Annotated in this window: 18 protein-coding genes and 3 tRNA genes (1 of these 21 cut by a window edge); 13 read left to right on the forward strand and 8 right to left on the reverse strand. The window is 62.2% G+C overall.

Annotated elements, in window-relative coordinates:
• From ACIPW4_RS05680 to ACIPW4_RS05700, 5 genes are all read left to right on the forward strand, one after another.
• Positions 1–52, forward strand: a tRNA-Met gene (locus ACIPW4_RS05680); it begins 125 nt to the left of the window's first position.
• A 136-nt stretch (positions 53–188) separates the two neighbouring features.
• Positions 189–265, forward strand: a tRNA-Met gene (locus ACIPW4_RS05685).
• Positions 266–398: 133 nt separating this feature from the next.
• Positions 399–475 (forward strand) — tRNA-Met (locus tag ACIPW4_RS05690).
• A gap of 249 nt (positions 476–724) precedes the next feature.
• A complete protein-coding gene (gene mprF, locus ACIPW4_RS05695; protein WP_400655637.1) occupies positions 725–3,367 on the forward strand; it encodes a bifunctional lysylphosphatidylglycerol flippase/synthetase MprF in 2,643 nt (880 codons plus the stop codon).
• Positions 3,367–4,659, forward strand: a complete 1,293-nt coding sequence (locus ACIPW4_RS05700; protein ID WP_400655640.1) for a virulence factor family protein — start codon at positions 3,367–3,369, stop codon at positions 4,657–4,659. The genes mprF and ACIPW4_RS05700 overlap by 1 nt, the downstream gene beginning before the upstream one ends.
• A gap of 33 nt (positions 4,660–4,692) precedes the next feature.
• On the opposite strand, the gene ACIPW4_RS05705 is transcribed toward ACIPW4_RS05700, so the two are convergent.
• Entirely contained in the window at positions 4,693–6,603 is a 1,911-nt protein-coding gene (locus tag ACIPW4_RS05705; RefSeq protein ID WP_400655642.1) for a potassium transporter Kup, read from the reverse strand.
• Between the two features lie 234 nt (positions 6,604–6,837).
• Between ACIPW4_RS05705 and rimO the strand changes: the two genes are divergently transcribed.
• From rimO to tsaA, 5 genes are all read left to right on the forward strand, one after another.
• A complete protein-coding gene (gene rimO / locus ACIPW4_RS05710; protein WP_046787966.1) occupies positions 6,838–8,169 on the forward strand; it encodes a 30S ribosomal protein S12 methylthiotransferase RimO in 1,332 nt (443 codons plus the stop codon).
• Between the two features lie 126 nt (positions 8,170–8,295).
• On the forward strand, positions 8,296–8,751 hold the full coding sequence (locus tag ACIPW4_RS05715; protein ID WP_400655644.1) for a GNAT family N-acetyltransferase: 456 nt from the start codon (positions 8,296–8,298) through the stop codon (positions 8,749–8,751).
• A gap of 119 nt (positions 8,752–8,870) precedes the next feature.
• Positions 8,871–9,581, forward strand: coding sequence for an rRNA pseudouridine synthase (locus ACIPW4_RS05720; RefSeq protein ID WP_400655646.1), 711 nt, complete (start codon positions 8,871–8,873; stop codon positions 9,579–9,581).
• A gap of 47 nt (positions 9,582–9,628) precedes the next feature.
• The gene (locus tag ACIPW4_RS05725; protein ID WP_400655648.1) at positions 9,629–10,090 is read left to right on the forward strand and encodes a DUF1456 family protein; all 462 of its coding nucleotides are present in this window, start codon (positions 9,629–9,631) and stop codon (positions 10,088–10,090) included.
• 6 nt (positions 10,091–10,096) lie between these two features.
• On the forward strand, positions 10,097–10,792 hold the full coding sequence (tsaA, locus tag ACIPW4_RS05730) for a tRNA (N6-threonylcarbamoyladenosine(37)-N6)-methyltransferase TrmO (protein WP_400655649.1): 696 nt from the start codon (positions 10,097–10,099) through the stop codon (positions 10,790–10,792).
• A gap of 67 nt (positions 10,793–10,859) precedes the next feature.
• On the opposite strand, the gene fpr is transcribed toward tsaA, so the two are convergent.
• Complete coding sequence (gene fpr, locus ACIPW4_RS05735) at positions 10,860–11,639, reverse strand: ferredoxin-NADP reductase (RefSeq protein WP_400655651.1); 780 nt, start codon at positions 11,637–11,639, stop codon at positions 10,860–10,862.
• Positions 11,640–11,756: 117 nt separating this feature from the next.
• Between fpr and finR the strand changes: the two genes are divergently transcribed.
• Positions 11,757–12,683 (forward strand): LysR family transcriptional regulator FinR, encoded by a 927-nt coding sequence (gene finR / locus ACIPW4_RS05740; RefSeq protein ID WP_400655653.1) that lies wholly within the window; start codon positions 11,757–11,759, stop codon positions 12,681–12,683.
• Here finR and ACIPW4_RS05745 read toward each other — a convergent pair.
• The 3 genes from ACIPW4_RS05745 to ACIPW4_RS05755 form a co-directional block, all read right to left on the reverse strand.
• Positions 12,680–13,045, reverse strand: coding sequence for a diacylglycerol kinase (locus ACIPW4_RS05745; RefSeq protein ID WP_060484470.1), 366 nt, complete (start codon positions 13,043–13,045; stop codon positions 12,680–12,682). The two genes, finR and ACIPW4_RS05745, sit on opposite strands and share 4 nt — an antisense overlap.
• Positions 13,046–13,118: 73 nt before the next feature.
• Positions 13,119–13,769 (reverse strand): response regulator transcription factor ErdR, encoded by a 651-nt coding sequence (erdR, locus tag ACIPW4_RS05750; RefSeq protein ID WP_027919985.1) that lies wholly within the window; start codon positions 13,767–13,769, stop codon positions 13,119–13,121.
• Between the two features lie 179 nt (positions 13,770–13,948).
• Positions 13,949–14,659, reverse strand: coding sequence for a tRNA-uridine aminocarboxypropyltransferase (locus ACIPW4_RS05755; protein ID WP_400655656.1), 711 nt, complete (start codon positions 14,657–14,659; stop codon positions 13,949–13,951).
• 225 nt (positions 14,660–14,884) lie between these two features.
• Here ACIPW4_RS05755 and ACIPW4_RS05760 point away from each other — a divergent pair, with 225 nt between their 5' ends.
• Positions 14,885–15,307 (forward strand): quorum-sensing-regulated virulence factor family protein, encoded by a 423-nt coding sequence (locus ACIPW4_RS05760; RefSeq protein ID WP_400655658.1) that lies wholly within the window; start codon positions 14,885–14,887, stop codon positions 15,305–15,307.
• Here the strand turns inward: ACIPW4_RS05760 and ACIPW4_RS05765 are convergent, their stop codons facing one another.
• Positions 15,308–15,511, reverse strand: coding sequence for a hypothetical protein (locus tag ACIPW4_RS05765; protein WP_400655659.1), 204 nt, complete (start codon positions 15,509–15,511; stop codon positions 15,308–15,310).
• 302 nt (positions 15,512–15,813) lie between these two features.
• On the opposite strand from ACIPW4_RS05765, the gene ACIPW4_RS05770 reads away from it, so the two are divergent.
• On the forward strand, positions 15,814–16,932 hold the full coding sequence (locus ACIPW4_RS05770; RefSeq protein ID WP_400655661.1) for an LOG family protein: 1,119 nt from the start codon (positions 15,814–15,816) through the stop codon (positions 16,930–16,932).
• A gap of 65 nt (positions 16,933–16,997) precedes the next feature.
• Here ACIPW4_RS05770 and recX read toward each other — a convergent pair whose 3' ends face one another.
• Together recX and recA are read right to left on the reverse strand one after the other, a co-directional pair.
• A complete protein-coding gene (gene recX, locus ACIPW4_RS05775; protein WP_400655663.1) occupies positions 16,998–17,468 on the reverse strand; it encodes a recombination regulator RecX in 471 nt (156 codons plus the stop codon).
• An 11-nt stretch (positions 17,469–17,479) separates the two neighbouring features.
• Positions 17,480–18,547: a recombinase RecA gene (gene recA / locus ACIPW4_RS05780; protein WP_027919991.1), complete on the reverse strand. Its 1,068-nt coding sequence runs from the start codon at positions 18,545–18,547 to the stop codon at positions 17,480–17,482.
• Positions 18,548–18,593 lie beyond the last annotated feature (46 nt).

The raw sequence follows: 18,593 nt of genomic DNA on the forward strand, positions 1-18,593 counted from the left end.
CGTCGGGCTCATAACCCGAAGGTCGTCGGTTCAAATCCGGCTCCCGCAACCAGATTCGAGAAAAGGCCACTGTTAACGCAGTGGCCTTTTTCTTTTGCCCCGAATTTGACCGGTGAAATAAAACCAAGAGAAATCAACAACTAGCGCTTGACACCAGGCGCTTACGCTGTAGAATTCGATCCCACAGGCGCGGGATGGAGCAGCCTGGTAGCTCGTCGGGCTCATAACCCGAAGGTCGTCGGTTCAAATCCGGCTCCCGCAACCAGATTCGAGAAAAGGCCACTGTTAACGCAGTGGCCTTTTTCTTTGCCTGCAGATAAATGCCTGAAACCATTACGCGTCATTTTTCAGCTAACGCTTGACTTGATCAAGCAAGTCTATAGAATGCGCACCTCTGACGCGGGATGGAGCAGCCTGGTAGCTCGTCGGGCTCATAACCCGAAGGTCGTCGGTTCAAATCCGGCTCCCGCAACCATATTCGTCAGAACAAACCCCGCCTGTGTAACAGCAGCGCGGGGTTTGTTGCATTTCGTCGCCTGAAAAATTTCCTCTGCCTCAAGCAAACCCGCCCGTTTGAGGCTTCGCCTTGAGGATGAACTATCTTTAACACTGCCGGACGACTGAAAGTAACGTTGCCCGGAGTAATATCTGGATACGTTTACCAAAGGGACTTTCACTTGGCCGCCGCTCTCCCCCACCTCGCGCAGTTCGCTCGAGGCATCTCATGACATCGCACAACCCTGAACCTCAGGTGCCCCTTGCCTCGGCCCTGCCGACTGCTGCCCAACGCCTGCCCTGGCTGGAGCGTATAAGCCGTTACCGTCAACCGATTGGCCTGGCTGTGACACTGCTGTTGTTTGCCATGGCACTGATCGCCTGCCGGCATCTGTTGAGCGAGCTGGACATCTACGCCCTCCACGATGCCATGCTCGACGTACCGGCACAGTCACTGATGGGTGCCCTGCTGGCGACCGTGGCAGGATTCGTGATCCTGCTGGGCTACGAGTGGTCGGCCAGCCGATTCGCAGCCGTCAAGTTGCCCCCACGCGCCCTGGTGATGGGCGGCTTCAGCGCCTTTGCCATTGGCAACGCGATCGGCCTGTCGATGCTCTCGGGTGGCTCGGTGCGCTATCGCCTGTATGCGCGCCAGGGTCTAGGCGCCGCAGAAGTCGCGCGCATGACCGTGTTTGCCAGCCTGTCGCTGGGTTGCGCGCTGCCACCGCTGGCGGCCCTGGCCACCTTGAGCAACCTGCCGGCGGCGGCAGCGGCCCTGCGCTTGCCAGCGACGGTGCTGGCCGGCATCGCCGTTGCCGTGCTGGTCCTGACTGCCGTGCTGGTGATCGGGCTGTATCGTCGCCGCCTGCCGGCACAGCCGCTGGCTGACAACCTGCTGGTACAACTGGGCCGTCGTACCCTGCGCCTGCCCGGTGGCCGCCTGGCGGCCCTGCAGCTGCTGATCACCGCGCTGGACGTAGCCGCTGCTGCCACCGTCCTCTACCTGCTGCTGCCCGAGGCCCCACCTTTCGGTGCCTTCGTGCTGGTCTATCTGCTGGCACTGGCCGCTGGCGTACTCAGCCATGTGCCGGGTGGTGTCGGCGTATTCGAAGCGATCCTGCTGGCCGCTTTCGCCGACCAGCTCGGTGCCGCGCCCCTGGCCGCCGCGCTGCTGCTGTACCGGCTGATCTACGTGGTCCTGCCCCTGCTGCTAGCCTGTGGGCTGTTGCTGGTCAACGAAGCACGCCGCCTGCTGTTCGCCCAGCAGGCAATCAAGGCGGCATCGGGGCTAGGCGCGCCGATTCTGGCGATTCTGGTGTTCCTGTCTGGCGTAGTGTTGCTGTTCTCCGGCGCTACCCCGGAGATCGACACGCGACTGGAGCACATGGGCTTTCTCGTACCGCACCGGCTGATCGACGCATCGCACTTTGGCGCAAGCCTGATCGGCGTACTCTGCCTGCTGCTGGCCCAGGGTTTGCGCCGACGCCTGTCGGCGGCCTGGCTGCTGACCACCGTGCTGCTGCTGGTCGGTGCACTGCTGTCGATACTCAAAGGCTTCGACTGGGAAGAAGCCAGCCTGTTGACCCTGACCGCCGCGCTGCTGGCCATATTCCGCCGTTCGTTCTACCGGCCGAGCCGCCTGCTCGAACTGCCGTTCTCGCCGGTGTACCTGGTCGCCAGCGCCTGCGTGGTCGGTGCCTCGGTGTGGCTGCTGCTATTTGCCTACCAGGACGTACCCTATACCCACAAGCTGTGGTGGCAATTCACCCTGGACGCCGACGCCCCGCGCGGCCTGCGTGCGGCACTGGGCAGCGCGGTGCTGCTGGTTATCGTCGCCCTGACCTGGCTGCTGCGCACCGCCCGCCCGGTCATTCACCTGCCAGACGACACGGAGTTGCAGCGCGCCAACCGTATCCTGCTGGCCTCCGACCAGCCTGACGGCGGCCTGGCACTGACCGGTGACAAGGCATTGCTGTTCCACCCCAGCGACAATGCTTTCCTCATGTATGCCCGTCGCGGCCGCAGCCTGGTGGCGCTGTACGACCCGATCGGCCCGGCCCAGGAACGTGCCGAAATGATCTGGCAGTTCCGCGACCTGTGCGACCTGCACCACGCCCGCCCGGTGTTCTACCAGGTGCGCGCGGAGAACCTGCCGTTCTACATGGATATCGGCCTGACTGCCCTGAAGCTGGGCGAAGAGGCGCGGGTCGACCTGCGCCGTTTCGACCTCGAAGCCAAGGGCAAGGAAATGAAGGACCTGCGCTACACCTGGAACCGCGGTGGTCGGGATGGCCTGAGCCTGGAGATCCACGAACCCGGCCACGCCCCGCTGGCCGAGCTCAAGGAGATTTCCGACGCCTGGCTGGGCGGCAAGAACGTACGCGAGAAAGGCTTCTCGCTGGGACGCTTCAGCCCCGAGTACCTGCAGCACTTCCGTATCGCACTGATTCGTTTCCAGGGCCGGCCGGTGGCGTTCGCCAACCTGCTGGAAACCCACCGCAACGAACTGGCCAGCCTCGACCTGATGCGCGCGCATCCCGAAGCGCCGAAGCTGACCATGGAATTCATGATGATCGGCTTGATCCTGCATTACAAAAGCCATGACTACGGGCGCTTCAGCCTGGGCATGGTCCCGCTTTCCGGCCTGCAGCCACGGCGCGGCGCGCCCCTGACCCAGCGCTTGGGTTCCATGGTGTTCCGCCGTGGCGAGCAGCTCTACAACTTCCAGGGCCTACGGCGCTTCAAGGACAAGTTCCAGCCGGACTGGGAACCTCGTTACATGGCCGTGCCGGCCGGGCTCGACCCGCTGGTGGCACTGGCCGATACTGCCGCCCTGATTGCCGGCGGCCTGACTGGATTGGTGAAACGTTGATGATCCGACGCTATTGGCTGTACGTACTGATTCCCCTGTTACTGGCCGCCCTCGCAGGCGCCGCGGGCTTTTGGCTGTGGGCCCGGCCAGCCCCCGAGGCACGGCTGGAGCAACTGACCCTCGATGACACCAGCATCACCCGCGTCACCCCGGGCGTACATGCCAAGGCCCGGGTCGCCATCGGCGTACCCCAGGACCAGGCCTTGACCGACAAGCAGCTAATGGACCTGAGCCAGGCCGGCGAAGCGCAACTGGTCCAGGTAATCCTGCCGCCCAACGACTGCGCCAAGCAACAACAGGCCATGGACCAGGCACTGACCAAGCTTTCCGACAAACCGACCCTGGTCGCCGGCATCGGCCCAGGGGCAGCCCAGGCATGGCGCTGGCTGGCCACCCAGAGTGACGACAAGGCACGGGCCATCTCGGTCGATTTCAACCTGGAGCAGCCGGGCTGCAAGGCCGAACTGCCGAAGTCGGCCGTCCACGGCCACTGGAACGTCGCCTGGAACGACAACCCGGACGACGCCAGTGCCGCCTTCGTGCGCGACCAGGCCAACGCCGAGACCAGCATCAGCGACTATGACATTCACCTGCCACAGGTGCTCAAGGCCCAGCTGACCCAGGCCTTGGTCGGCCGCGACGGCAACGCCCTGGCAATCCCGGTGGTGGAAGTCCCGGCCGGCCAGACCACCGACACCGTCACCCTGTTCCTGTCCGGTGACGGCGGCTGGCGCGACCTGGACCGCGACGTGGCAGGCGAAATGGCCAAGCTCGGCTTCCCGGTGGTCGGTATCGACACCCTGCGCTACTACTGGCAGCACAAGACCCCGGAGCAAAGCGCCGCCGACCTGTCGGAGCTGATGCAGCATTACCGTCAGAAGTGGGGCACCAAGCGCTTCGTGCTGACCGGTTATTCGTTCGGCGCCGACGTGCTGCCCGCCATCTACAACCGCCTGCCGGCCGAAGACCAGCAGCGTATCGACGCAGTCGTGCTGCTGGCGTTCGCCCGCAGTGGCAGCTTCGAGATCGAAGTTGAGGGCTGGTTGGGCAAGGAAGGCCAGGAGGCACCGACCGGGCCGGAAATGGCCAGGCTGCCGGCGTCCAAGGTGGTGTGTGTATATGGCGTCGAAGAGTCCGACGAAAGCGGCTGCACTGACAAGACCGCAGTGGGCGAGCGTATGAAGCTGCCAGGTGGCCATCACTTCGACGAGAACTACCCGGCACTGGCCAAACGCCTGATCGACGAGATCGAGACCCGTCAGGGCAAATCCAGCGTGGCTGCACAGAACTGAAAATGATTGGGGCCCCTCTGCGGCCCCGGCAACTCAGATCTCGACCTGGGTGCCCAATTCGATCACCCGGTTCAACGGCAGGTTGAAGAAGCGCAAGTTGCCGTTGGCGTTCTTCAGCAGGAACGCGAACAGGTTGCCCCTCCAGCGCGACATACCCTCCAGACGCGATGCAATGACCGTTTCCCGGCTAAGGAAGTAGGTGGTGCGCATCGGGCTGAAATCCAGTTCGTCCAGGTGGCACAACTTCAGCGCCGCCGGCACATCCGGCTCGTCCATGAAACCAAAGTGCAGCAGCACGCGGAAGAAGCCATCGCCATAGGCCTCGACCTCGAAACGCTCCTGGTCCGGTACCCGTGGGCGGTCCTCACTGACCACGGTCAGCAACACCACCTGGCTGTGCAGCACCTGGTTGTGCAGCATGTTGTGCAGCAGTGCATGGGGCACCGCATCTGCCCGCGCCGTCAGGAACACCGCCGTGCCTTCGACCCGATGCGGGGGCTGCACGCGAATGCTGCTGATGAACACCGGCAGCGGCAGCCCACCTTCATCGATGCGCTCCACCAGAATCTGCTTGCCGCGCTTCCAGGTGCTCATGAGCAGGAATAGAACGATGGCTGCGAGCACAGGGAAGGCACCGCCCTGAACAATCTTCGGCACGTTGGCAGCGAAGAACAGCCCATCGACGAAGAGGAAGCCGAGCAGGATCGGTACCGCCAGCACCGGTGGCCATTTCCACAGCAACAGCATTACCGAAGACACCAGCACAGTGGTCATCAGCATGGTCCCGGTCACGGCTACACCATAAGCTGCCGCCAGTGCGCCGGAGGACTCGAAGCCGATCACCAGCAGCACCACACCCACCATCAATGTCCAGTTCACCGCGCCGATGTAGATCTGGCCCTGTTCGTGGCTGGAGGTATGCTGGATCTGCATGCGCGGGATATAGCCAAGCTGGATGGCCTGGCGAGTCAGGGAGAAGGCCCCGGAAATCACAGCCTGCGAAGCGATCACCGTGGCCATGGTCGACAGCCCGACCATCGGCAGCAGTGCCCAGCCTGGCGCCAGCAGGTAGAACGGGTTGCGGGCGGCCTCGGGGTTTTGCAGCAAGATTGCGCCTTGGCCGAAGTAGTTGAGTACCAGTGCCGGAAGCACCAGGGCAAACCAGGCGCGAGCGATCGGTTTGCGCCCGAAATGCCCCATGTCGGCATACAGTGCCTCGGCGCCGGTCAGCGCCAGCACCACGGCGCCGAGAATGGCCACCCCCATCCCAGGGTGGACGATGAAGAAGTTCACCGCCCAGCCGGGGTTGAATGCCTTGAGCACTTCCGGGCTCTGGGAAATGCCATGCACCCCCAGTGCGGCAAGGGCCAGGAACCAGACGACCATGATCGGGCCGAATAACTTGCCGATCTTGTCGGTGCCGTGCTTCTGCACGAGGAACAAGGCCACCAGCACCACCAACGAAATGGGCACTACCCAGTGGTCGATGCCGTCGAAGGCCAGGCCCATGCCCTCTACCGCAGACAACACCGACACCGCTGGGGTGATCATGCTGTCACCGTAGAACAGCGAGGCGCCGATCAGGCCACAGACGACCATCAGCGCGCGCAGGCGCGGATGGGCCGCCGTGGCCCGTCGCGCCAGTGCGGTCAACGCCATGGTGCCACCCTCGCCCTGGTTGTCGGCGCGCAGGATGAACATCACGTACTTGAACGACACCACCCACAGCAGTGACCAGAGGATCAGCGAGAGGATGCCCAGCACGCCATCATGGTTGACCGGCACCCCGTAACCGCCAGTGAATACCTCTTTCAAGGTATACAAGGGGCTGGTACCGATATCGCCGTAAACTACCCCGACCGCCGCCACGAGCAGGCCCAGCGACCGTGTCGCGCCCTGCTTCCCCGCGTGCCCGCCTTCGGCGTGACTGCTTGCCTGAACCATCGAACACTCCCGCAGGTGGCCTTGAAGGCCAGTAGAATTCACCTCTGCGCCAAGGGCACGCATTGAACCCGGTGCAATGGCGCGAAGCATAGCGCAGCGTTCGTCGCTTTTCTGCTGGTCAAGCGACCTTGCGCTCGCTAGAATTGCGCACTTTTTGATCAGAGGCGCCCAAAGCGCCCGTCAAGATCGCCCCGGCTGCGCCAGGGCGAACTGCATTCAATACCGAGGTTAGTCATGTCCACCACTCCCGCCACCCCCAAGGTTGGTTTCGTCAGCCTGGGTTGCCCCAAGGCCCTGGTCGATTCCGAGCGCATCCTGACCCAGCTGCGCATGGAAGGCTATGAAGTCGTGCCCACCTACGAGGATGCCGATGTAGTGGTGGTCAACACCTGCGGCTTCATCGACAGCGCCAAGGCCGAGTCGCTGGAAGTGATCGGTGAAGCGATCAAGGAAAACGGCAAGGTCATCGTCACTGGCTGCATGGGTGTCGAAGAAGGCAGTATCCGTGATGTGCACCCAAGCGTACTGTCGGTGACCGGCCCGCAGCAGTACGAGCAGGTGGTCAACGCCGTACACGAAGTGGTGCCACCGCGCCAGGATCACAACCCGCTGATCGACCTGGTGCCGCCGCAGGGTGTCAAGCTGACTCCGCGCCACTACGCCTACCTGAAGATTTCCGAAGGCTGCAACCACAGCTGCAGCTTCTGCATCATCCCGTCGATGCGCGGCAAGCTGGTCAGCCGCCCGGTCGGTGAAGTGCTGAGCGAGGCCGAGCGCCTGGTCAAGGCCGGGGTCAAGGAAATCCTGGTGATCTCCCAGGACACCAGCGCCTACGGCGTCGACGTCAAGTACAAGACCGACTTCTGGAACGGCCGCCCGGTCAAGACCCGCATGCTCGAACTGTGCGAAGCACTGAGCAGCCTGGGTGCCTGGGTGCGCCTGCACTACGTCTACCCATACCCGAACGTCGACGACGTGATCCCGCTGATGGCCGCTGGCAAGATCCTCCCGTACCTGGACATCCCGTTCCAGCACGCCAGCCCCAAGGTCCTCAAGTCGATGAAGCGCCCGGCCTTCGAAGACCGCACCCTGGCGCGCATCAAGAACTGGCGCGAGCAATGCCCTGAGCTGGTGATCCGCTCGACCTTTATCGTCGGCTTTCCTGGCGAGACCGAGGAAGACTTCCAGTACCTGCTGGACTGGCTCACCGAAGCCCAGCTCGACCGCGTCGGCTGCTTCCAGTACTCGCCGGTCGAAGGTGCACCGGCCAATGACCTCGGCCTGGAAGAAGTGCCCGATGATGTCAAGCAGGAGCGTTGGGACCGGTTCATGGCGCACCAGCAGGCCATAAGCTCCGCACGCCTGCAGCTGCGTATCGGCAAGGAAATCGAAGTACTGATCGACGAAGTCGAAGAGCAGGGTTCGGTTGGCCGCAGCTTCTTCGATGCGCCGGAAATCGACGGCAGCGTGTTCATCGACGGCGACCATGGTTTCAAGCCGGGCGACAAAGTGCGTTGCCGCGTGGTGGATGCCGATGAATACGACATGTGGGCCGAGCCTGTCTAAACCGGCCGAGACATGAAAAGCCCCTGCCGGGTATTCCCAATGTGGAAATACCCGGCAGGGGCTTTTTTCGTCAGGATGCGTGGCTGGCCTGCTATGGTTTCCTGATCGCCCAGGAGGTACACCGGCATGCATTCGGCTCTGACGCTGCAAACCCCGCGCTACAGCGACTACGGCGAACTGGTGCAGCTCTGGGAAGACTCGGTGCGGGCAACCCATGACTTCCTTCCCGACGGCTACATCCTGCTGTTGCGCGAGCAGGTGCTGCGCCGCTACCTCGACGCCGTGATGCTGATCTGCTGCCGGGATCGTCAACATATCTGCGGCTTTGCCGGGGTCGCCAACGGCTGCGTACACATGCTGTTCGTGGCTCCGGGCTGCCGTGGCATGGGGGTTGGCAAGCGCTTGCTGCGGTACGCCATCGATGAACTGAATGCCGTACGCCTGGACGTCAACGAACAGAATCCCCAGGCCCTGGGCTTCTACCTGCATGAAGGCTTCGAAGTGGTCGGCCGCTCGGAAACGGATGGCTTGGGGCAGCCTTATCCCCTGCTGCATATGAGGCTCATTCCTACAGCCTTCTAAGGCGGCGTCCGAATATGCCGTGCTCTGCCTCCAAAATGGCGCATTTGACACAGATTCCCATCATCAACCGCCTGCAGGCAGGTACAATGCAGGTCTTTCCCTGCCGTGCGAATTGCCCCATGTCCGAACTCGTCCGCCTGTCCAAACGCCTCATCGAGCAGCTTGGTTGCTCCCGCCGCGAGGCCGAGCTGTACATCGAAGGAGGTTGGGTCACGGTCGATGGCGTGGTGGTCGAGCAACCCCAGTTCAAGGTCGACGACCAGCGCGTCGAACTGCTGCCAGGCGCACGCGCCGAGGCATTGGAGCCGGTCACTCTGCTGCTGCATCAGGCGGCTGGTGTCGACAGCGAAACCGCTCGCGCCAGCATGAACATGGGCAGCCTCAGCGAGGCCCACCGCGAAGGCGTGCGGCCGTTGCACGGGCATTTCGCCCGGTTGACCTGCCTGGCTCCGCTGGAACGCGGTGCCAGCGGCCTGCAGGTGTTCACTCAGGACTGGCGGGTTACGCGCAAGATCGACGCCGACCTGCGTCGCATGGAACAGGAATACATCATCGAAGTGCGCGGCGAGACCACACCCCAGGCCCTGGAGCGCCTGGCGCGCGGCGCCACGCGCAATGACCGGGAGCTGCCCAGGGCCAAGGCCAGCTGGCAGAACGAGACCCACCTGCGCATGGTCGTGAAAAACCCGCAACCCGGGCAGCTTTCCGAGCTGTGCGCCTACTTGCGCCTGGAGGTGCTGGGCATGCGCCGCATTCGCCTGGGTGGTGTATCGATGGGCAAGCTGCCCGTGGCGCAGTGGCGTTACCTGGCGGCGACCGAACGTTTCTAAGCACCGCGCCACGCCTTGGCGTGGCTACTGAACAGGATTTTGCAGCAATGAACCACAACGATGTCCTGCGCAGCCTGCGCTACATGCTCAAGGTGAACGACGCCAAGATGGCCGAAATCATCGCGCTGTCCGGCCTCGAAGTTAACCCGATCGTACTGGCTACCTACTTGAAGAAGGAAGACGAGGCCGGTTTCGTGCGCTGCCCGGACCGGGTCATGGCGCACTTCCTTGACGGCCTGGTGATCCATCGCCGGGGCAAGGACGACAGCCGCCCGGCGCAGCCGGTCGAGCTGCCGGTGACCAATAACACCATCCTGAAAAAACTGCGGGTGGCCTTCGAACTGAAGGAAGAAGACCTGCACGTCATCCTCAAGTCGGTCAATTTCCCCGTGTCCAAGCCCGAACTCAGCGCGCTGTTTCGCAAGGTCGGGCATGACAACTACCGCCCGTGTGGCGACCAGCTGCTGCGCAACTTCCTCAAGGGCCTGACCCAGCGCGTGCGCGGCTGAATGACCATGCAGCATACGGTTGCACCGGTTGGCATCGTCCGCTCCTGCTTCAAGGAGAAGTTCGCCATCCCGCGCCAGCCCCAGCTGGCGCCAGCCGCCCGGGGCGTGCTGGAACTGCTGCCACCGTTCGATCAAGGCGATGCGGTGGCAGGGCTGGAGCAGGTCAGCCATGTCTGGCTGCTGTTCCTGTTCCATCAGGCCCTGGAAGACAAGCCACGCCTGAAAGTGCGCCCACCACGCCTGGGCGGCAACAAGAGCATGGGCGTATTCGCCACCCGCGCCACGCACCGCCCCAATGGCATCGGCCAGTCGGTGGTGCGCCTGGAGGGCGTGGAGCCGGGGCGCCTGCTGCTGTCCGGGATCGACTTGCTGGACGGCACGCCGGTACTGGATATCAAACCGTATGTGCCTTATGCCGACAGTGTCACCGGCGCACGCAACCTGATGGCCAGTGATGCGCCGGTCGTGATTGACGTGACCTGGAGCGACAATGCCCTGCCCCAGGCCCACGAACATGGGCTGCGTCTTGGCGAGCCGTTGCCGGAGCTGATCGAGCAATGCCTGGCACAGGACCCGCGCCCGGCGTATCAGGTGCCACCGCCGGAGCGGGTGTACGGGGTAAAGCTCTGGGACGTTCAGGTCCGCTGGCATTACCCGCAACCGGACCACATCCAAGTGCTGGAAGTCGTTCGGGAAGGTTGAACATCACCGCCTTGCAGGCATAAAAAACGCAGACCCGGGTCTGCGTTTTTTCGTTGCCGCGTTCGTCTTATTTCTCGACGAAAGCACGCTCGATCAGGTAATCACCCGGCTCGCGCATACGTGGCGACACCTTGAGGCCGAAGCTGTCGAGCACTTCGCTGGTTTCGTCAAGCATGCTTGGGCTGCCGCAGATCATTGCGCGATCGTCTTCCGGGTTGATCGGTGGCAGGCCGATATCGCTGAACAGCTTGCCACTGCGCATCAGGTCGGTCAGGCGGCCCTGGTTTTCGAACGGCTCGCGGGTCACGGTCGGGTAGTAGATCAGCTTGTCACGGACCGACTCGCCGAAGAACTCGTTCTGCGGCAGATGCTCGGTGATGAATTCTTTGTAGGCGACTTCGTTGACGTAACGCACACCGTGAACCAGGATCACTTTTTCAAAGCGCTCGTAGGTTTCCGGGTCCTGGATGACGCTCATGAACGGCGCCAGGCCGGTGCCGGTGCTCAGCAGGTACAAGTGCTTGCCCGGTTTCAGGTCGTCCAGGACCAGGGTACCGGTTGGCTTTTTGCTGATGATGATCTCGTCGCCTTCCTTCAGGTGCTGCAGCTGCGAGGTCAGCGGGCCGTCCGGCACCTTGATGCTGAAGAACTCCAGGTGCTCTTCCCAGTTCGGCGAAGCGATGGAATAGGCGCGCATGAGCGGACGGCCGCTTTCCTGCTGCAGGCCGATCATCACGAACTGACCGTTCTCGAAGCGCAGGCCCGGGTCGCGGGTGCACTTGAAGCTGAACAGGGTGTCATTCCAGTGGTGCACACTGAGGACACGTTCGTGGTTCATGTTGCTCATCGATGGGGCTCCTGAAGAAAACGCAGCGCGCAAAACGCGCAGTTGCGCGATAGTTTAGGGGCAGCGAGAATATCTGTTAACTGAATTATCAAGATATGTGTTATCGGTTATATAGATATGCGATTTACTCTTCGTCAGCTTCAGGTATTCGTCGCCGTGGCCCAGCACCAGAGTGTGTCGCGGGCGGCCAGCGTGCTCGCGCTTTCACAGTCGGCGGCGAGCACTTCCATTACCGAACTTGAGCGGCAATCCAGCTGCCAGCTGTTCGACCGTGCCGGCAAGCGCCTGGCCCTCAACGCCCTGGGCCATCAGTTGCTGCCCCAGGCCGTCGCCCTGCTCGACCAGGCCAAGGAAATCGAAGACCTGCTCAACGGCAAGTCCGGCTTCGGCTCGCTGGCGGTCGGCGCCACGCTGACCATCGGCAACTACCTGGCGACCCTGCTGATCGGCAGCTTCATGCAGATACACCCGGAGAGCCAGGTGAAACTGCATGTGCAGAACACTGCGCATATCGTGCACCAGGTCGCGCAATACGAAATTGATCTGGGTCTGATCGAAGGTGATTGCAACCACCCGGACCTGGAGGTGCAGCCTTGGGTGGAGGACGAACTGGTGGTGTTCTGCGCACCGCAACACCCCCTGGCCAAGGCAGGGCGCGCCGATGTCGAAGCCCTGTCGCAGGAGGCCTGGATCTTGCGTGAGCAGGGCTCAGGCACGCGCCTGACCTTCGACCAGGCCATGCGTCATCACCGCACCAGCCTGAACATCCGCCTGGAGCTGGAACACACCGAAGCGATCAAGCGCGCCGTGGAATCGGGCCTGGGGATCGGCTGCATTTCCCGGCTGGCCCTGCGCGACGCCTTCCGCCGCGGCAGCCTGGTGCCGGTGGAGACCCCGGAGCTGGACCTGATGCGCCAGTTCTATTTCATCTGGCACAAACAGAAATACCAGACGTCGGCGATGCGTGAATTCCTGGAGTTATGCCGCAATTTCACTGCGGGCTTTACCCGCAGTGATGAGATCGTGTTACCAGCAATCGCTTAAAGCAGGATCACACCCCACACCAGCGCAACCATGCTCAACGCCACCAGTTGTGCTGCGCTGCCCATGTCCTTGGCGTTCTTCGACAATGGGTGGCGCTCCAGCGAAATGCGATCGATGGCGGCCTCCACTGCCGAGTTGAACAGCTCGACGATCAGGCCGAGCAGGCACACGGCAATCATGATTGCCCGCTCTGCACGGCTGACCGGCAGCCAGAAGGCGATCGGAATCAGCAATACGTTGAGCAGCACCAGCTGGCGGAAGGCGGCCTCCCCCTTGAAGGCGGCGCGCAGGCCGTCCAGCGAGTAGCCGGCGGCGTTGAAAATGCGTTTCAGGCCGGTCTGGCCTTTGAATGGCGATGTCATGTGAGTCACTTCACAACAGAAAGGCCAGCAGACTAGTGCGGCACGGGTCAAAAAAGCGTGAATCCAGGTGGTGTCAGTTGCTGGCAACCGATTCAAGTTGTTGCAGCAACAGCGCGGCCTGGGTGCGGGTGCGCACACCCAGCTTGCGGAAGATGGCTGTAACATGGGCCTTGATGGTCGCTTCCGACACACTCAGCTCATAGGCAATCTGCTTGTTCAGCAAACCTTCGCAAACCATGGTCAGCACGCGGAACTGCTGCGGGGTGAGGCTGGCCAGCCCTTCGCTGGCGGCCTTCGCTTCAGCCGAGACATCGACTTTTTCGAAGGCTTGCGGTGGCCACCAGACGTCGCCATCGAGCACTTTTCTCACGGCATCCTGAATGACTTCCAGGCCGCTGGACTTCGGAATGAAGCCGCTGGCACCAAACTCGCGGGACTTGACCACCACGGCGGCCTCTTCCTGCGCCGAGACCATCACTACCGGAATCTGCGGGTACTGGCCGCGAAGCAGGACCAGCCCGGAGAAGCCGTAGGCACCCGGCATGTTCAGGTCCAGCAGGACCAGGTCCCAGTCGGCTTTTTCGCTCAGGCGGGTTTCCAGCTCGGCGATGCTCGCCACTTCAACCAGGCGCACATCAGTACCCAGGCCGAGGGTAACGGCCTGGCGCAGAGCACTACGAAACAGCGGGTGGTCATCGGCAATCAGGATTTCGTATGTGGCCATCGATCTATGGATCCTGTTCTGTGCCAGGCGCATGTGGGGAAGTGAAGCGCCTGGCGGGGAATCGGCGCCGAGGATGCCGAGCACAGCCGCAGGTGGTCGAACCAACTACCCAGCCGTCTCGCCCACCCTGGCTGCCAGCCCCGTCATTATGAACCAAAGTGGAACGTATGCCCCTTGGACTATAGGAAGGTATGCAAACGCTGGTGGGTGTCATCCTGCTCATCCAGTGGCAGGCGACGCTTGCCGCTGAGGTAATGCAGGCTGAACACGTCCAGGTAGGCATCCAGCGCCTCGGACGCCTGACTGTCACCCGCCAGATCCAGGCACATGGCCGCCACTTCGGCCGTGCAGAAATGGTCATCGCGCTTGGACCGGCGCAGGCGATAGCGTGACATCTGCTCGGCTTGCAGGCTCAGCACCGGGAAGCGATCAAGATACGGGCTCTTGCGGAACATCTTGCGGGCCTCGGTCCAGGTGGCGTCAAGCAGGATGAACAACGGGCGTTTGCCGGGTTCGCGCACGACCTCGCTGACCACACGCTCCTGGGCGACGAATTCGCCGGGGAAGACGATGTAGGGCTGCCATTGTGGGTCGTCGAGCAATGCCAGCAGGCGCTCGTCCACCGAGGTACGTAACCAGCCGAAGGCGCAGGTGTCTTCGATCAGGTCGGCGATCAACCAGCCGGTATTGGTCGGTTTCAATGGCTCTGTGTCATGCATGATCAGGCACACGCCAGAGTCGGCCTGCACTTTGGGCTTCCACGCACACAGGCAATGGGTGGCGATCACCCGGCAATCGGAGCAACGCTCGGCGCGTGAACCGCGGGCAATGAAAGGCTTGTTGCTGCGCGCCAGGCGTTCGGCACGCAAGCGTGCGACCGCGTGGCTCATGCTGGCAAGCCTGTAGACGGGTTGTGACTGAACACTGCAGGGACTCGGAATAAACAAAGCGCCAGTCTATCAGAGCAAGCACCATTTGGCCGTGCAGCGGAGCCAATCGGTCCCTTATAATCGGCGTCATCGGCCATCGTGAATTTGCCTGCGACGCAGCGGGTTTCACGGAACGCCCGTCGCCGGCGCATGTCCAAGCGCCAGTCACCGAACCAGGAGAGATTCATGCTGCGTTTTATCGTCCCGGCCCTGAGCCTGTTGCTCACCCTGCCACTGACAGCCCAGGCTGCCTCCAAGCAGGAGTTCGAGCTCAACAAGACGCTGCAGAAGGTTGCCACGGAAAGCAGTGTCGGCACCCCACGCGCCATCAATGAAGACATCCTCGATCAGGGCTACACCGTTGAAGGCAAGGCGTTGGTCAATCACCTCAGCGTACGTGCCGAGCATGCCGCACGCATGCAGCAGAACCCTGAGCAGGTACGCAGCCAGTTGGGCGACAGCGTGTGCCGCAACAGTGGCTTTCGCAACCTGATGTCCAAAGGTGCGGTGATGGTCTATCGCTTCACGGTGTACAAGACCAACCAGCCGGTCATGGACCAGGCCTTCGACAATGCCAGCTGCACCGCTGGTAACAAAAAGAAGAAGTAACTAGATAACCCGTTCCCCCTCGGCGCGCTGCGGCTCTTCGTCGGCGCGCATATCGGCCAGCAGTGCCTGCAGGTGGCGTGACTGGCACTCAAGTGCGGCCAACCTGCGACGGCACTCCACTTCCAGGCTCACATGATGATCCTGGGCCGCATGTTCCAGCTGCTGATAGAGCTGCCGGTCTACCTCGATGACCAAGCGATGCATACCGCCACCTCCTGCATCGACACGTTTCGCTTCTCCAGTTAACCAAACCCTCGCCGGGGATGGTCACAGACCGACGAGTGGCCACGCTGATCCCTCCTGCACAATCAGTCGCAACGGTCTAGATTGATAGCGAACACCCGAAAAACAACAAGATGGACTGACACCCTGCACCACGGCCTTGAAGGCCTACTGCAATGCTCGAGATGCACACTCGAGTCACGGCAGCCAGCGACACATGCAGTGTCGCGGCCGAGCCACGCCATCGGCCCGGTCAGAGGTTTTGCTGCAGAAGGAGACGTTGAATGCCTTACCAATCGAATGAACACCTGTTCAATCACTTCAAGGACTACGGCATCGACCTGAGCATGATCGACCAGCAACTGCAATTGGTCGCACCGCACAGCCCCAACCTGCCGTTGTACCGCGACATGATGCTTACGGTGTTGCGCATGGCCCATGACGACAGCGACCGCTGGAACGCCAAGATCACCTTGCAGGCCCTGCGCGAACTGGACCACTCGTTCCGCATGCTTCAGCGCTACCGTGGGCGACGCAAAGTCACCGTGTTCGGCTCGGCACGGACCCCCGTTGAACACCCGATGTACGCCCTGGCTCGCGAGCTGGGGGCAACCCTTGCCCGCTCCGAGCTGATGGTCATTACCGGGGCCGGTGGCGGGATCATGGCAGCGGCCCATGAGGGAGCCGGCAGTGACCACAGCCTGGGCTTCAACATCACCCTGCCCTTCGAGCAGCATGCCAATGCCACGGTGGATGGCACCGACAAGCTGCTGCCCTTCCACTTCTTCTTCATTCGCAAGCTGTTCTTCGTCAAGGAAGCGGATGCACTGGTGCTCTGCCCTGGCGGCTTTGGCACCCTGGACGAAGCGCTTGAAGTGTTGACGCTGATCCAGACCGGCAAGAGCCCACTTGTACCGGTGGTACTGCTGGACTCACCGGGAGGCACGTTCTGGCAGGACTGCCTGGCGTTCATCAGCCGCCAACTCGAAGAAAACCGCTACATCTTGCCCAGTGACCTGAAGCTGCTGCGCCTGGTGTACACCGCCGATGAGGCAGTGGAAGAAATCAACCAGTTCTACAGCAACTACCACTCCAGCCGCTGGCTGAAAAATCAGTTCGTGATCCGTATGCACCATCGACTCAGCGAGGCCGCACTGCATGATATTCAGGAAGGTTTTGCCGACTTGCGTCTGAGTGGCCGGTATCACCAGCACGCCGACAGCGGTGCCGAGCACGAGGTGGGCAACTTCAGTCATTTGACCCGGCTGACGTTTGCCTTCAACGGTCGTGACCAGGGGCGGCTACGGGAATTGGTCGATTTCATCAACTTGCCGGAAAACTGGGCCAAGCCAGAGCCGATGCACACCACTCAGCGTGCGCGGGAGGCGTTGAAGGTCAGTTAAAGGGCAATTTTGCGGGGTGAAGCAAATGGCCTCATCGCGGGTTTCCCAGCGAGGAGGCCATTTGACTAGTAATCATCCAGATCCCGACCACTGAGCAGCCGGCCGATCATGTCCATGGGGAAACCACGGTAGGCAAGGAAGCGGGTCTGCTGGGCGCGACTGCGCGGGTCGTGGGGGCGAAGGCCTGCGAACTTGCGCTGCCAGGTATCGCGCAACAGCGCTGCCCAGTCCACTTCGCTTTCGCGCAGGGCCCGCTCGACATCACTTCGGTCCAGCCCGCGCTGACCCAGCTCCTCGCGAATACGCGCAGGACCATAGCCGGCACCGGAACGGTATCGGATGAAACTCTCGAGGTAGCGTGCTTCGCTAAGCAGCCCTTCTTCGGCGAGCCGATCGAGCGCAGGCTCGATCAGTTCATCCGGGGCACCGCGCTGACGCAATTTGCGCGTCAGCTCGACGCGACCATGCTCACGGCGCGCGAGCAGGTCCATGGCTGTCCGCCTGACGGCGACGGGGGTGTCGAGTACGGCGGACATACCAGCAGCTATCAGTAACCGGCGTCGGCGTCAGCCACATCGTCTGCATTGGCGTCAGCGGCAGCGGCCTTGCCGGCCTCGGCTACAGCACCGGCCTTGAGCAGCTTCTCGCGAATCTGTTTCTCGATCTCGGCGCCGATAGCTGGATTTTCTTGCAGGTACTTGGCCGCATTGGCCTTGCCCTGGCCGATCTTGTTGCCTTGGTAGGCATACCAGGCCCCGGACTTCTCCACCAGGCCTTGGGATACACCCAGGTCGATGATTTCGCCGTTGCGGTAGATACCCTTGCCGTAGAGGATCTGGAACTCGGCCTGACGGAACGGAGGCGAGACCTTGTTCTTGACGATCTTGACGCGGGTTTCGCTGCCGACCACTTCGTCGCCTTCCTTGACCGCGCCGGTACGGCGGATGTCCAGGCGCACCGAGGCGTAAAACTTCAGGGCGTTACCACCGGTGGTGGTTTCCGGGCTGCCGAACATCACGCCGATCTTCATACGGATCTGGTTGATGAAGATGACCAGGCAGTTGGCGTTCTTGATGTTGCCAGTAATCTTGCGCAGCGCCTGGGACATCAGACGGGCCTGCAGGCCGACGTGCATGTCGCCCATCTCGCCTTCGATCTCGGCCTTCGGCACCAGTGCAGCCACGGAGTCGACGATGATCACGTCAACGGCGTTGGAGCGCACCAGCATGTCGGTGATTTCGAGGGCCTGTTCGCCGGTGTCCGGCTGCGAGACCAGCAGGTCGTCAACGTTGACGCCCAGCTTGCCGGCGTATTCAGGGTCGAGGGCGTGTTCGGCGTCGACGAAGGCGCAAGTAGCGCCGTTCTTCTGGGCTTCGGCGATGACCGACAGGGTCAGTGTGGTTTTACCCGAGGATTCCGGGCCGTAGATTTCGACGATACGGCCTTTTGGCAGACCACCGATGCCGAGCGCGATGTCCAGGCCCAGGGAGCCGGTGGAAATGGCTGGAATACCCTGGCGCTCGTGGTCACCCATGCGCATGACCGCGCCTTTGCCGAATTGGCGTTCGATTTGACCCAGGGCCGCAGCCAAGGCGCGCTTCTTGTTGTCGTCCATTGAAATCCTCACGTGTTCGACTTGGCCCTGACGGCCGGAATACCTG

This window comes from Pseudomonas sp. NPDC089996 (genome assembly GCF_044748405.1).
Classification (GTDB): Bacteria; Pseudomonadota; Gammaproteobacteria; order Pseudomonadales; family Pseudomonadaceae; genus Aquipseudomonas.

Coding starts and splice junctions, on each gene's coding strand:
- ACIPW4_RS05700 (WP_400655640.1), top strand. CDS start 3,367: ATGATCCGACGCTATTGGCTGTACGTACTGATTCCCCTGTTACTGGCC.
- tsaA (WP_400655649.1), top strand. CDS start 10,097: ATGCAGCATACGGTTGCACCGGTTGGCATCGTCCGCTCCTGCTTCAAG.
- ACIPW4_RS05765 (WP_400655659.1), bottom strand. CDS start 15,511: ATGCATCGCTTGGTCATCGAGGTAGACCGGCAGCTCTATCAGCAGCTG.
- ACIPW4_RS05745 (WP_060484470.1), bottom strand. CDS start 13,045: ATGACATCGCCATTCAAAGGCCAGACCGGCCTGAAACGCATTTTCAAC.
- ACIPW4_RS05715 (WP_400655644.1), top strand. CDS start 8,296: ATGCATTCGGCTCTGACGCTGCAAACCCCGCGCTACAGCGACTACGGC.
- ACIPW4_RS05755 (WP_400655656.1), bottom strand. CDS start 14,659: ATGAGCCACGCGGTCGCACGCTTGCGTGCCGAACGCCTGGCGCGCAGC.
- recX (WP_400655663.1), bottom strand. CDS start 17,468: ATGTCCGCCGTACTCGACACCCCCGTCGCCGTCAGGCGGACAGCCATG.
- erdR (WP_027919985.1), bottom strand. CDS start 13,769: ATGGCCACATACGAAATCCTGATTGCCGATGACCACCCGCTGTTTCGT.
- mprF (WP_400655637.1), top strand. CDS start 725: ATGACATCGCACAACCCTGAACCTCAGGTGCCCCTTGCCTCGGCCCTG.
- rimO (WP_046787966.1), top strand. CDS start 6,838: ATGTCCACCACTCCCGCCACCCCCAAGGTTGGTTTCGTCAGCCTGGGT.
- ACIPW4_RS05705 (WP_400655642.1), bottom strand. CDS start 6,603: ATGGTTCAGGCAAGCAGTCACGCCGAAGGCGGGCACGCGGGGAAGCAG.
- ACIPW4_RS05725 (WP_400655648.1), top strand. CDS start 9,629: ATGAACCACAACGATGTCCTGCGCAGCCTGCGCTACATGCTCAAGGTG.
- fpr (WP_400655651.1), bottom strand. CDS start 11,639: ATGAGCAACATGAACCACGAACGTGTCCTCAGTGTGCACCACTGGAAT.
- ACIPW4_RS05720 (WP_400655646.1), top strand. CDS start 8,871: ATGTCCGAACTCGTCCGCCTGTCCAAACGCCTCATCGAGCAGCTTGGT.
- finR (WP_400655653.1), top strand. CDS start 11,757: ATGCGATTTACTCTTCGTCAGCTTCAGGTATTCGTCGCCGTGGCCCAG.
- ACIPW4_RS05760 (WP_400655658.1), top strand. CDS start 14,885: ATGCTGCGTTTTATCGTCCCGGCCCTGAGCCTGTTGCTCACCCTGCCA.
- recA (WP_027919991.1), bottom strand. CDS start 18,547: ATGGACGACAACAAGAAGCGCGCCTTGGCTGCGGCCCTGGGTCAAATC.
- ACIPW4_RS05770 (WP_400655661.1), top strand. CDS start 15,814: ATGCCTTACCAATCGAATGAACACCTGTTCAATCACTTCAAGGACTAC.